Consider the following 13,805-nt stretch of genomic DNA (forward strand, 5'->3'; position numbering starts at 1 on the left):
AAAATATATCGGGAAGCTAAATATGGCACCTATTTTCTATTTGATGAGTGGCCGTTTTTTTATTTGCCTTTTATCCATCTGAGCTGTGCTACATTCACCCCATCATTCAAACGCAGGAGGTAAAGACCTTCTGGTAATTTTCCCATCAGCTCGGGCAATAAATTGGGATTGAATTTACCTTCATATTTGAATTTTCCCTTGGTATCCAATATTTCTAAAAATAAATTTTCCATATGCCAAGCTGAGCCTAATTTTAAGAAAACAGGTCCTTCCCTGTAAGGATTTGGCCAAAGATTCAAGGAGTAATCCTTGGGTAATTTCCAACCTTCCAAACGGAAAACCCTGCTCAATGTACTTTGCCCATCCAAGTCAACCTGCTCTATTTGGAAAAAGACCCTTTCATCCGGAATACTTTCCTTGTACTCAAAATTATATTCTTGCTTGCCTTCTTTATCTCCTTGAGAAGGAAGCTCTGCAATAGGTTCAAATGACTCTGTATGGCCAAAAGAGCGGTAAATGATAAATTTTTCATTTTTCCTCTCAAATCCGGTACTCCAGGAAATCCTGATTCTTCCTTTTTCCCAGACTGCTTTTTGATCCAGCCATGAAACAGGTAAGATGGATAGCTGCCTGAAACTCCCAACAGTAAAACTTTGACCGTTCAAATCAGCAAATTCAAGACTTCTTCTGGCCCAAAGTAAATTTGGATCTAAACCAGGAATATGGCTTCCAGGGGCAGCTTTTCCATTGCTGACCAAGCGCAGGTCATCTACATCATCCACGATCAGGTTTTGAGCAGAAATCCTCATTTCAAGGTTAGAGGAAGATTGATGGCTCGTGGAAAATTCAAAAAAGCTGTTCAACTGATACAAAATTGGAGTTCCATCGTTGTCATTGAAATTTGGTTCCCAGTTGGCTCCGGGAATTTCCACAAACCTGATCACAATATCCCCACCCGGGGCTTCACCCAGTAATTGAATTTTACGAATTCCTCCTTGATAGGCATCTTCAAAGGGAAAAGTAGCATTCTTCTCTCCCAAGTCAAATGGTAAATTGAAGTAATGGAAGCGGTGCAGGTTGAACCATGATCCACCTTCATAATCCAATCCGCCGGTTCCGGATTGATTTAGTAAAAAATCAAAGCCATTGAAATCTATTTGACCATTCCGCATTTGGAAGGTTCCAAGAATCCTTAGGTCATCATTCAGAATAATCCTGCCCGAAGGCTTGTCCACTGTCCATGAAGCAAAACCCATTTCCCAACCCGATATTTCCTGATCTATTTGGCCTAAAAATTGAAAAATTGTATTTTCTTTTAGGATGTTACCGCTGGCTTCATTGATCAGGTTTCCGGTAAGTGAGATGCTCTCTTTTAGAACTTTAACAGAATTTCCCCTGAAAATCAAATCATGATAAATTTGAGGTTCTTCGGATGAATCGAAAGTTTTTTGGAGCATTTTTTGGGTTCCTGAATTGGAATTATAAATGACGCTGCCTTCTAATAGAAGATGGGCAGCCTCCAGTCGGGGCAGGTTGCCATTCAATATCAGAGTAGCTCCCGGTTTGAGGTGGAAAAGGCTGGCAGGGGCAGAAGCAGAACGTCTGAGCAACTGCTCTAATGGAGCGCTGCAATCAGATATCAAAGTACCTCCCGCTTCAATGATGAGATCCCCATAAGGTCCGCCTCCATTGAAAATAGTCTGAGTATTGAACGAAAAAGTGGAACAGGCAGGTATTCCGATGGTATTGACAGTTTGGTGAACAGTTCCCGAAAGGATAATGAATGCACTGGCTTTGAAAGCTGAATTGACTACTAAGGTAGCCCCTTGGTCCGGATCGAATACCACAGTATACCTGCTGTTTTGATTATTTGCACTCCAAGAAGCCCTGTCCACCACGGTTCTGGAACTCCCTTTAAAGACAATTTTTCCGGTTTCGGGATATATCCAATCCGTCAATAGGCTGCTAACTGAATTCATGAAAAACTCATTTCCTTCTTTTCTAAGCCCTCTAAGTGCGCCATAGAGATGTAGTTCAAAATTTTGAAGGTTAAGCTTTCTGCCTGGATCTGCAGCACTGAACAGGTAAAGGTCTTTGGCACTTTCATTTTCTCTCAACCGGACTTCGTGGCTTTGGTCAATAAAAAGGTTATTGTTGAGATTGGGTTTTTGGTTGGCTGGTACCCATTGGCCCCCATTCCAGGTTTCCCAAATGGCCGGATTATCAAAATCTCCGGAAGCAATGCTTCGGTAATCTCCTGGTTCAAGAGGGATCTGTGCGTAGCAAAGGATGTAGAATATCCCTGGAATCCAACAAAAAAATGTTAGAATAAAGTAAATTCGTGCCGAATGAAATAGAGTTTCCATCGCTTTACCGATATAAAAAGTGTTTGTCCGAAAAAGTCCCTTTGCTCAACAAAATTAGTTTTATGCGCTCCTTTTTGAAAAAATTCCTCCTAATTTATCCGTTTATTTATCCGTTTATTTTTGCTGCCAATGCGCAAAATTATCAGATCAGCCTTTTGACCTGTGATCCGGGTGATGAACTATATTCCGCTTTTGGACATAGTGCCATTAGGGTATTGGACATGGAGTCCAATCAGGATATTGTATTCAATTATGGAACTTTCGATTTCAATACCCCATTTTTTTATGTCAAATTCACCCAACGGACTTTGGATTATATGCTCAGTGTTTCGACTTATGAGCGTTTCCTTTATGAATACAATTACTTCCAGCGAAATGTAAGGGAGCAAATCCTGGATCTTAATCCTGAGCAGTCCAAGCAATTGGTACAATTTCTTCAGGTAAATTACCAGCCTTCAAACCGGTTTTACCGGTATGATTTCTTTTATGACAACTGTGCTACCCGTATTCGGGATGCTTTTGAGGAAGTTTTAGGGAAACAATTGGACTGGAATGAAAAGACAGAACCTGAAAAGAAAACTTTTAGGAATTTGATCGATGAGTACGTTTATCCACTTCCCTGGGCGGATTTTGGTATTGATCTGGCACTCGGAGCGGTGATCGATGTAGATGCGAAAGAAAGAGAAAAGCAGTTTTTACCGGATTATATGGAGGAGGCATTTGCGAGGGCTATGATCGTGGGTGACGGACCAACACGCCCTTTGGTAAAATCCAGCCATGTAGTCCTGCAATTTGATGAGAGGGATTTTAAAATGGGGCTTTTTAATCCCTATTTCACTTGGTGGTTTTTGGCTATACTGGTCATGGTTTTGACCTATATGGGCCACAAAAAGAAGAAGTTGTTCAAAGGTTTTGACATCCTGTTCTTCACTGTTTTGGGAATGCTCGGAATCCTGATTGTATTGCTTTGGTTTTTTACTTTCCACTCCCAGACCAAGTACAATTGGAATATTCTATGGGCTTTCCCAGGCCATCTTGCTTTGGCATTCGGATTATGGAGGGGTAGTTTGAAACCTTGGTTGAAGAAATACTTGCTTTTTGCCTTGATACTAGCCAATCTCTGCTTGGTTTTCTGGGTGTTTGGAGTACAGTCTTTTCATCCCAGCATTGTTCCACTTTTACTTGTGGTGATATTGAGGACCAATTTTCTTTATTACAATTGGGAAAAACTTCAGGAGGGAAAAAGGATTAATGTTTAGAATGTCAAAACTTTTTCCCACCTGATTCTTGTTATACTTTGCTAAGACCGCAGCGCAATGGATTTTAAACTTGTATCAGAATATCAACCTACGGGGGATCAGCCACATGCTATTGCCCAACTTACAGAAGGAATAAAAAGTGGAGACACTGCGCAGGTGCTTTTGGGTGTTACCGGATCCGGAAAGACCTTTACTATAGCCAATGTGATCCAGGAAGTCCAGAAACCTACTTTGGTCCTTAGCCATAACAAAACACTGGCTGCTCAGTTGTACGGTGAATTCAAGCAGTTCTTTCCGGAAAATGCAGTGGAGTACTTTATCTCCTATTACGATTATTATCAGCCGGAAGCCTTTATACCCACATCCGGTACGTATATTGAAAAAGACCTGTCCATCAATGATGAGATAGAAAAGCTTCGGTTAAGCGCAACTTCTGCTTTGCTATCGGGAAGAAGGGATGTGATTGTAGTGGCCTCTGTTTCCTGTATCTATGGAATCGGAAATCCCGATGAATTTGGGAAAAATGTGATCCGCCTTCAGGAAGGGGACAGGATACCCAGAAATCAGCTACTTTTCAAGTTGGTAGATATCCTTTACAGTAGAACCAACAATGATCTCAGTCATGGTACTTTTAGAGTCAAGGGGGATACCGTGGATATTTTTGTGGCGTATGCGGATTTTGCTTATAGGATTTATTTCTGGGGGGATGAAATAGAAGCTATCCAAAGAATTGATCCTGCTTCAGGGAAGAAAATTTCTGATGAAAGGATTATATCCATTTTCCCTGCCAACCTTTTCGTGACGGGAAGGGATGTGATCGAAACAGCCATTCACGAAATTCAGGATGACCTAATGTCACAGGTTGCTTTTTTTGAAAGGGACATGAAGCTGATTGAGGCAAAAAGGCTGAGAGAGCGTACGGAATTTGATCTTGAGATGATCAGGGAATTGGGTTATTGCTCGGGAGTAGAGAATTATTCAAGGTATTTTGATAGGAGAAAGCCCGGTACCAGACCTTTCTGTTTGTTGGATTATTTTCCGGATGATTACCTGATGGTCATTGACGAAAGCCATGTGACCCTTCCCCAGATCAGGGGCATGTGGGGAGGTGACAGGGCCAGAAAGGTCAACTTGGTGGATTATGGATTCCGATTGCCTTCGGCCTTGGACAATAGACCTTTGAATTTTGATGAATTTGAAAGTTTGGTCAATCAGATCATTTATGTCAGTGCCACTCCTGCAGATTATGAACTGAACAAGGCTGAGGGAGTGGTAGTTGAGCAGATTATTAGACCGACGGGGCTGCTTGACCCCATCATTGATGTCAGACCCAGTGCCAATCAGATTGATGACTTGCTGGAAGAAATCGATGAGCGGGTCAAATCAGGAGACAGGGTTTTGGTCACTACCCTAACCAAAAGAATGGCGGAAGAACTCCAAAAATTTCTGGAGAGGGCAGGGGTAAAGAGCCGGTATATCCATTCTGAGGTCAAGCCTTTGGACAGGGTGGAGATTCTTAGAGAGCTTCGCTTAGGGATTTTTGATGTGCTCGTTGGGGTCAATCTGTTGAGAGAAGGCCTTGACCTGCCTGAAGTATCTTTGGTGGCCATATTGGATGCAGATAAGGAGGGCTTTTTGAGAAATGAGAGGAGCCTTGTACAGACCATCGGTAGGGCCGCCAGGAATGAAAACGGGAAAGTGATCATGTATGCCGATACAGTTACCGACTCCATGAAGATGGCCATTGATGAAACCCAAAGGAGAAGAGGAATTCAGATGGCATATAATGAGAAGCATGGGATTGTACCTCAAACCGTGCGTAAATCCAAAGAAAAAATCCTTGGACAGACGACAGTGGCAGATTCGAAAAAGAATGCCAAGGTATATGAAGAAAGGGTGGATGCTGAGGCCTTAGTGGCTGCAGATCCAGTTGTCCAATATCTTAGCAAGGATAAGTTGGAAAAACTCATTGCGCAGACCCAAAAGCAAATGGAAAAGGCTGCCAAAGAGCTTAACTTCATGGAGGCGGCAAGGCTTAGGGATGAATGGCAGGGATTGAAAAACAGACTAGAGGAGCTGAACAGAGGGATTGGATCGCTCTAATGGCTATTTTATTAAACCGTTTACCACTTGCCTCAATGTATTAGGAAATGACATTACATGAGATCATTAAACTCGCTCAGCAGGGAGAGGGCCTAAAAGTGGAATTCAAAAAGAAGGCAGCTTTCCCTGATAAAATCGTAAGAGAGATCATTGCTTTGGCCAATACCGAAGGTGGGGTATTATTGATAGGGGTGGATGATGACGGTACGGTCAGTGGTCAGCGTTTTATTGAGGAGGAGATATTTGTCATGGAAAAAGCAATCCGCGAATTGGTCAGGCCTGAACTGGAATATAAAGTAGAGCTAGTCAAGCTGAATGCGAAAAAGGGGGTTGCGGTATTTCAAATCCCAAAATCAGAGAACCGGCCACATTACCTCCTTGACCAAAATAGGAAAAGGGCATATGTAAGAGTCGCTGACCGGAGCATTCAGGCAAGTAAAGAAATGTGGGAAATACTCAAAAGGGACAAAATGCAACAGAACATGGTATTTACCTATGGGGATAAAGAAACTGTTCTCATGAAAGCTTTGGCAGAAAAAGGTAAAGTTACCCTGAAGGATTTTCAGAACTTTGCCAAACTACCAAGGTTTCTGGCATCAAAAACTTTGGTGAGGTTGGTTTTGGCCAATGTCATACAGATTGTTCCACAGGAAAAAGAGGATTTTTATATCCCCAAAGAATCATAAAGGAAGGGAAAGGCCAAATCGTTGGTTGAACCCCGCAATTCCTTGTATTCCACCGGTATGCAGTACCAGAATTTTTGACCCTATGGGTATTAGGTTGTTTTTTATCTGGTCCAATAGACCATAAACCATCTTTCCCGTGTAAACAGGGTCCAATGGAATTTGAAATTCCTGATAGAACCAACGGATAAACTCCAATAGACCTTCATTGTGTTTGCCATAGCCACCAAAATGGTATTGGTCTAGAATCTGTATTTTCCCTTTAGTTTGGATCTCAAATTGGGAAAAGAGTGACCTGATTTCTTCATGAATGAAATCACCTTTTAAAGAAGAAAATCCGATCAAGACCTGGTCAGGTTCGATGCTCTTGGCCAATCCGGAGAAAGTTCCTCCCGTACCTATGGAAGTGCAGATATGACTAAACTTCGAGTCCTTTTCTGTTAGGATTTCTGCTGTACCCTGAATAGCCAGTGCGTTGGTGCCTCCTTCCGGAACCAAATAAAAATCCCCATATTGCTTTTTGAGATTATCGATAAATGCTTCTTCCTTTTTGTTTCTATAGACTGACCTGCTCAGGTATTGGAGTTCCATTCCATGAGATTGTGCAGCCTTGAGGGTAGGGTTTAACGGTAAGGTTTCTTCACCCCGGATAATGCCTATTGATTTGAAACCTACATATTCAGCCGCAGCCGCGGTGGCAAAGATATGGTTGGAATAGGCTCCACCAAAGGTCAAAAGCGTAGATTTTCCTAGTTTTTGAGCTTGAATCAGGTTGTATTTGAGCTTAAAGAATTTGTTCCCCGAGGCCATTGAGTGAACCTGATCGAGTCTTTTGATAGACAGTTCAATACCTTTTTTTTCCCAAAGAGGATGATGGAGGATTTCGGTTTCAATGGAGTTTGGAATCAGCATGATTGAAGGTATTGTGCTACAAATATCAAAAACTTTGGCAAATGCGCTTATTTTTGTGGGATGGCAAAAGACTTTGAAAACGAAAATTTGGACGAAGAAGAAGAGTTAGAGCTCTTTGAGCATTTTAGTTTTGTTGTTGATAAGGGGCAGAGTTTAACCCGGATTGACAAATTTTTGACAGACAAAGTGGCCAATGCTACCCGTAATAAAGTTCAAAATGCCATTGATGCCGGAAATGTCCTTGTCAATGGAAAGCCTACCAAGTCCAATTATAAGGTCAAGCCTTTGGATGAAATCAAAGTGCTTTTGGAAAAACCGCCAAGGGATACCGAAGTATTGCCTGAGAAAATTCCTTTGGATATTGTCTTTGAAGATGAGCATTTACTGGTAGTAAATAAACCAGCTGGAATGGTAGTACACCCTGCCCATGGCAATTGGACCGGGACTTTGGTCAATGGCCTGGTCTATTATTTCAACCAACTCCCAACTCTTCCTGGAAATACCGGAAGACCTGGCCTGGTGCACCGGATTGATAAGGATACCTCAGGTTTATTGGTTATAGCCAAGTCAGAGGTAGCCATGACGGATCTTGCCAATCAGTTTTTTCATCACCATATTGACAGAACCTATTTGGCCTTGGTTTGGGGGGAACCTAAAGAAGATGAGGGAACCATCAGTGCCCATGTGGGGAGAAGTGCCAAAGACCGAAAAGTCATGGACGCATTTCCTGATGGCAGTCAAGGGAAACATGCAGTCACGCATTGGAAAGTCTTGAAAAGGTTAAGGTATGTGTCTTTGATCCAGTGTAATCTGGAAACCGGCCGAACCCATCAGATCAGGGCGCACATGAAATTTTTGGGAAATCCTCTTTTCAATGACGCAATGTACGGGGGAGATAAAATCAGAAAAGGGACCCAGTTTTCAAAGTACAAGACTTTTGTCCAGAATTGCTTTGAGCTTATGCCTCGACAGGCACTTCATGCCATGTCCTTGGGTTTTATTCATCCTGTTACCAAAAAGAAAATGTATTTCGAGGCAGCTTTGCCCAGAGATTTTGCCTCCGTACTTGAGAAATGGGAAAAATATGTCACATTTGAAAGTTGAATTCATGAAAAAACATTGTTTTTTACCCGAATAGGTAAAATTTGGCCCCTATAAAAATTGCATTTTTTTGATATTTTGGAGTGGAAACTCAAAATTTCTTATCAAGTTTTCAAAGTTAGAGCTTCCGCAATCGATTTACATTTAGGGATTTGCATTTATTGAGCTTAAAAATAAATATTCTGTAAATTTTCATTTCAAATTTTATGAAGTTTGCAAAAACTCAGTTTCGTAGTTAATTTTGTAACATCAATTCTGATAATTAGTATTGGGATTTCATGTAGGGTTAAAAACACTGGGGAGGCAAATGCTTCGGAGGTTCAAATCCTTCTCCTACATCAGGTTATTTTGGGTTTATTGTTAATTGACTAAAGCTGTGGAATCTTGTTTCACAGCTTTTTTTATTTTCAGGCGGTTCTTGGATTCCAATTCCATAGGTTTTGGAGATTTCCTTTGGAAATGTTTTGTCAGTATTACTTCATTTAATGAGCAAGTCTTTTTGGTATGCTTGGGTGGTCAATCATGATTAAGCGCATTTTTATAAATCCCAAGAAATTTATTTGGTATTAATTGGCAGAAAAATCGATTGCGGAATTTTTAATGAGGCTATTGAAATCCAAGGTTCGTTTATTGAAAATTCACTAAAAATTGTATTTTGATAAAAATAATGTAAAAATAAAGCTTTTCGGTTGAAAAAATTTTAAAAAAAGAATCGCTTGATTAATTTTGACCTGTCTTTAAAAGCAAAAGGCACATACTGTAGGATGTTGAAACTGGCAGACAAGCCCTCCTGTCTCGGGGGTGGGGATCCATGGATAAAGCACACCAAGAGCTCTAGTGTTGCCTAACTGCCCCGTGGAGGTTCGAATCCTTCTCCTACAGCACAAAATATTTAGGTTAAAGATGACCATTAAGGCAGTCTTGTCCGTTCAATAGAAATGGGTAAGGATTGCCTTTTTTGGTTTTAAAGAAAAATGATTTTCGAAGGCTGGATTTTTCATCGGCATTAATGTTAAATTTACATCGGAAGTTTTAGGTAATGGAAGAAAATAAAAAAGAGAAATCCCGAAGAAAATGGTGTCCAAGGAAGCTCTACCGTTTTCTGGGGATCTTAGCTTTTGTTCTTCTGTTTCTTCAGGTGGTATTTTATTTTGGTGCCAATTATTTTTTGAGAAATTATGTACAGGAAAAAGTAAGGATTGCTTCTGAGGACAAATATGAAATTGACTTTGACAGTTTTCATATTTTATTCCTTCAAAGAGGGGTTTCTTTCAAAGGTTTAAGTATTAATCCGGTTGATGAAAAAATCGAGCTACTGGAGAATATTGCCTATTACAAGCTTGAGTTCCCGACCGTCAGTCTTAAAGGTTTCAATTACCTCTTCAGGAAAAGAGAGCTGGTTATAGGCAATATAGAGCTGGAGTCTCCGGTAGTTGATTTCAGGTTGAAGATATCGGACTTGATAGAGGATAAGCCCCAGGATTCTCCTTTAGAGGTGCTCCAAAACGAAATCAAGAAGTCATTTCTTGAATCTGGCCTTCAGGAAATACGGATCAAAAATCTTAAGATCAATAATGCTGATTTGCTGATCCGCAATTTTATTGCTCAAAGAAGCATCAAAGCGGAGAATTCCAGTTTATTGGTTAAAAACATCCAACTTTTGCAGGACAGAGAGCCGGCCACACCTTTTAATGCAGAGGGTTTCTTATTTGAAATTGAAAATTTTGAACTGCTTTTGGCTGATAGTGTCCATAATATCCGCGCACAACAGCTAAAGGTCTCATCACTTGACCAATTTATACAGGCAAAAAACCTCTTCATAGAACCTGATTTTTCCAGGCCTTCTGAAAGTTATTTTAAAGCAAGTCTGGAAGATCTGATGCTGAGTGATGCAGATATCAATAAGGTTTTTTACACTTCTGAGGTAGAGATCGGTGAATTAAGGCTTCAGCGCCCAAAATTTGATCTATATGTAGAAAGCCGTAAGACAAGAGAACAGGAGGAGTCCGAAGTCAAGCCCTTTGAATTTTATGATCTTATTGATGGCATTTTGGTTTCCATTCAGATCCGCAAACTGGACATTGAGAATGGGGAATTTGCACAAAGAAGTATTAAGGACAGGGAGAAATTCAGGATAATGGCCAAAAGGATTGGCTTTAATATGGAGGATTTTTATGTGGGTCCCAATGAAGGCAATAAGCGGGATCAATTTTTTTATGCAGATCAGGCCAGGGTAGAACTTTCCGATGTGGATCTTGCCCTGGCTGATGGTGTTCATTGGATCAAAGGAGACTATGTTTTGCTATCTTCCCAAGAAGATAAAATCAAAATTGAAGGCTTCCACCTTTTTCCTTTGGAAGAGCAGGATTCAATTAAGGGGCAGACCCGCTTAGAGATTTTGGTTCCCCAGGTAAATATCACAAAGGCCAACCTCAAAAAAATTTATAATGCCGGCATAGTGGATGTCCAGGATATTACTGTTGAAGGCCCGGAGATCCTTTTAAAAGATGTAAAGGGAAAACAGTTGGATGGAAAAGGCTTTGATTTTTCTGATTTTTATTCAGAATACCTTGAGGGCATTTATGTCCGGAGATTTGAAATTAAAGAAGGTTCCCTGATTGTAGATAATAAATTGAGAATCAGACAGGATAGCTTGTCGTTTGGCAAAGTAAACCTGGTATTGGAAAATTTTGCTATTGATAAAGAAACAGAAAATGCGGATACAAGAAGCTTCTTTTGGGCCGAAAACCTTCAATTGGAACTTCGGGACTATGCGTTGAAGTTGGCTGATAACCTTCATGTCTTCAAAGCAGATAGGGTTTATCTCAATACCAAGACTTCTGAATTGGAAATTGATGGTTTTTCCCTGAAGCCATTTGATCCAGGTCAAATCCAGCCAACCTTGGATAGGTATGGCAGAACAACCAGCTTGGATATATTTGTGCCTCGATTCAGGGCAAGAGGTGTTGGGATTAGGGATGCCTATTTTGATGAAGTCCTAAAAGTGGACAGGATAACAGTGCCCGCTCCCAGGATAGGCATCACCAGGTACCGCTCGACTACTGCGGAGGAGGATGAGGAGAAAGCGGATCAAAAGGAGATTCTGGACCTTTTGACCAATTACTTCAAGGAGGTAAAAATCGGTAACTTAAGTCTTCAAAATGGAACCCTCAATTATGAAGGTTTTGGAAGGGACCGAATACAGACATTCTCTGAAGAAAATGTGTCTATAGCAGTGAGAAATTTTCATATTCATGAAAAAACAGATCCTGAAAATGTACGCTTTCTGTTTTCTGAAGAAATTGATTTGAGGCTTAATAATTACGTGTTCAATATCGCGGATGGCAAATACAACCTGATCGCCGAAAGGATCAATTTTAATACCGCGAGAGAAGAAATCACTGTTTCCAATGTAAGACTCAACCCTAATCTGAATATACAGGATAAAACCAGGGTTGCTGTAAATATTCCAGAGCTTTCATTCCGAGGCGTAGACCTTGAGGCATTTCTTTTTGACAATACCCTAAGTCTTGAAAAAGTAAGACTTTTGGACTCCAAGGTAAACCTCCTTATCAATAATGATTATCAGGAAACATCCGTCAGGACTTCTCAAAGGAGACTGCGGAAGGGGCCGGAACTTCCAAAAACTATTGATGTGGTCAGTATAGATACCATTCAAGCTGAAAAGGCACATTTTAACCTTGCCTTCCGCGAGAAAGGAAACCAAAGGGAATTGATTGATACCAGGATTGACCTCTCGATTTATGGGTTTTTGATGGATTCAGCCAAAATATCCAACGCTGATATTGCCGGATTTTTTAATGCCATGTCCCTTGGAATAGATGAGTTTTGGTTGACACTCAATGATAGCATTCACCGGATTACATTCTCTAAAGTGGAACTTGATACTCGGTACGAGGGGATACTGTTGAATAACTTCAGAATAATTCCTGAGCAGTTGTCAGGAAATCCGGGGAAACCGATTTTCTCAGGACATATCCCAAGAGCTTTGATCAAAACCAAATCACTCTCAGAAATACAGAAGAGCAAGGATGTTTGGATCACCGAACTGAGGCTGTTCAGGCCAGACCTTGAAATTTTTGTCGATCAGGTAAAGTCCTCTGGGAGAAAGGAAAAATTCAATGAAGAAAAAAAGGAGATTCTTGAGTCAATACAGGTCGATGATTTTGAGTTGGTCGAGGGAAAAATATCTATTCTTCAAAAAGATGGCTCCAAAGCACCTCAAGAATTGAAAGACCTTACCTTAGGAATTCAAGACCTTGTGTTTAACCTAACCGATTTTCAGGGGATTTCTAGGCAGGAGCTCTTGAAAAAGGATTTTAAGTTGGATTTTCCAAATTTCCAATTGCTTTTGAAAGACAGCTTAAACAGGGTATCTGCAGGAAGGGTTGCGGTCAATAATCAAGAAATTGTCCTTACTAATGTGCTGTTTGAGCCACGATTTGGTAAATACAGGTATGCGAGAAAAGTAGGGCACCAAACAGATGTAGCCAGGTTTGAGATTCCTGAAATCCGTATAAAAAAAGCGGATTTGAATAAACTCTTGGAAGAGGAAATCTTAGAGGCGGATTTGGTGGTTTTAGAAAGTGTTTCAGGTGAATTTTTCCGGGATAAGCGTTTTGAAAGGCCAAATTATGTATTCAAGCCTATGCCACAGGAGTTGATGAAAAACATTGGAATCTTAGCTAGGATTGATACACTGCTCCTCAAAGATGCAAAGATTGTCTATTTGGAATTTCCGGAAAAGGGGATGGTTCCTGGGGAAATATATTTTTCAGAACTGGATGCCTTGCTGGTGCCATTTCATCTGGGGGATGGTGATGCAAGTTATTATGTAAGGGAATCGCAATTATTGGCAAATGCAAAGATTAACGGTGAGGCCCCAATCAGTCTTCAGGGCCGGCTTTATTTTGAAGCGCCATACCGGATGAATATCAATGCGCAACTTGGGGAATTTGACCTGGATTTGATCAATTCAATCCTCAAATATAATGCATTTGTAAGGGTAAGGTCAGGAAAAATCAACAGTGCTGACTGGTCATTTACTGCCAATGAAAGGGAAGCATTTGGTAGAATGAAGATGTTGTACAGCGGACTTAACCTGGAACTACTTGAAAGAAGAACACTGGAAAAAGGAAAGGGCAGAGACCGTATTCTGACATTTGTCCTTAATACTTTTGCTGTAAGGTCCAATAATCCCAGAAAATTTATAGGGGGTACCATTTATTCCAATATCTATCACCCAAGAGACACTGACAGATTTATTTTTAATTATTGGTGGAGAACGACCGTATCCGGATTAAAAGGAAGTGTAGGGCTGGGTCAACCAAAAATTCCAAAGAGGAAGGAGGAAGAATAAA

Annotated in this window: 7 protein-coding genes; 5 read left to right on the top strand and 2 right to left on the bottom strand. The window is 40.7% G+C overall.

Annotation, left to right across the window (positions count from 1 at the left end):
- Positions 1 to 59: 59 nt before the first annotated feature.
- Positions 60 to 2,366, bottom strand: coding sequence for a hypothetical protein (locus tag CLV48_RS14705; RefSeq protein ID WP_106568051.1), 2,307 nt, complete (start codon positions 2,364 to 2,366; stop codon positions 60 to 62).
- A gap of 62 nt (positions 2,367 to 2,428) precedes the next feature.
- Between CLV48_RS14705 and CLV48_RS14710 the strand changes: the two genes are divergently transcribed.
- The 3 genes from CLV48_RS14710 to CLV48_RS14720 are packed head-to-tail and all read left to right on the top strand — an operon-like array spanning position 2,429 to position 6,414.
- Complete coding sequence (locus tag CLV48_RS14710; RefSeq protein ID WP_106568052.1) at positions 2,429 to 3,625, top strand: lipoprotein N-acyltransferase Lnb domain-containing protein; 1,197 nt, start codon at positions 2,429 to 2,431, stop codon at positions 3,623 to 3,625.
- Between the two features lie 57 nt (positions 3,626 to 3,682).
- Complete coding sequence (gene uvrB, locus CLV48_RS14715; protein WP_106568053.1) at positions 3,683 to 5,728, top strand: excinuclease ABC subunit UvrB; 2,046 nt, start codon at positions 3,683 to 3,685, stop codon at positions 5,726 to 5,728.
- Positions 5,729 to 5,775: 47 nt separating this feature from the next.
- Positions 5,776 to 6,414: an AlbA family DNA-binding domain-containing protein gene (locus CLV48_RS14720; protein ID WP_106568054.1), complete on the top strand. Its 639-nt coding sequence runs from the start codon at positions 5,776 to 5,778 to the stop codon at positions 6,412 to 6,414.
- On the opposite strand, the gene CLV48_RS14725 is transcribed toward CLV48_RS14720, so the two are convergent.
- Entirely contained in the window at positions 6,409 to 7,323 is a 915-nt protein-coding gene (locus CLV48_RS14725) for a 1-aminocyclopropane-1-carboxylate deaminase/D-cysteine desulfhydrase (RefSeq protein ID WP_106568055.1), read from the bottom strand. The two genes, CLV48_RS14720 and CLV48_RS14725, sit on opposite strands and share 6 nt — an antisense overlap.
- 60 nt (positions 7,324 to 7,383) lie before the next feature.
- Between CLV48_RS14725 and CLV48_RS14730 the strand changes: the two genes are divergently transcribed.
- Together CLV48_RS14730 and CLV48_RS14735 are read left to right on the top strand one after the other, a co-directional pair.
- Entirely contained in the window at positions 7,384 to 8,427 is a 1,044-nt protein-coding gene (locus CLV48_RS14730) for an RluA family pseudouridine synthase (protein WP_106568056.1), read from the top strand.
- Positions 8,428 to 9,463: 1,036 nt separating this feature from the next.
- Complete coding sequence (locus CLV48_RS14735) at positions 9,464 to 13,804, top strand: hypothetical protein (protein ID WP_106568057.1); 4,341 nt, start codon at positions 9,464 to 9,466, stop codon at positions 13,802 to 13,804.
- The last annotated feature ends 1 nt before the right edge of the window (position 13,805 follow it).

Origin of the sequence: Cecembia rubra (assembly GCF_003014575.1) — a bacterium.
Taxonomy (GTDB): Bacteria; Bacteroidota; Bacteroidia; order Cytophagales; family Cyclobacteriaceae; genus Cecembia_A; species Cecembia_A rubra.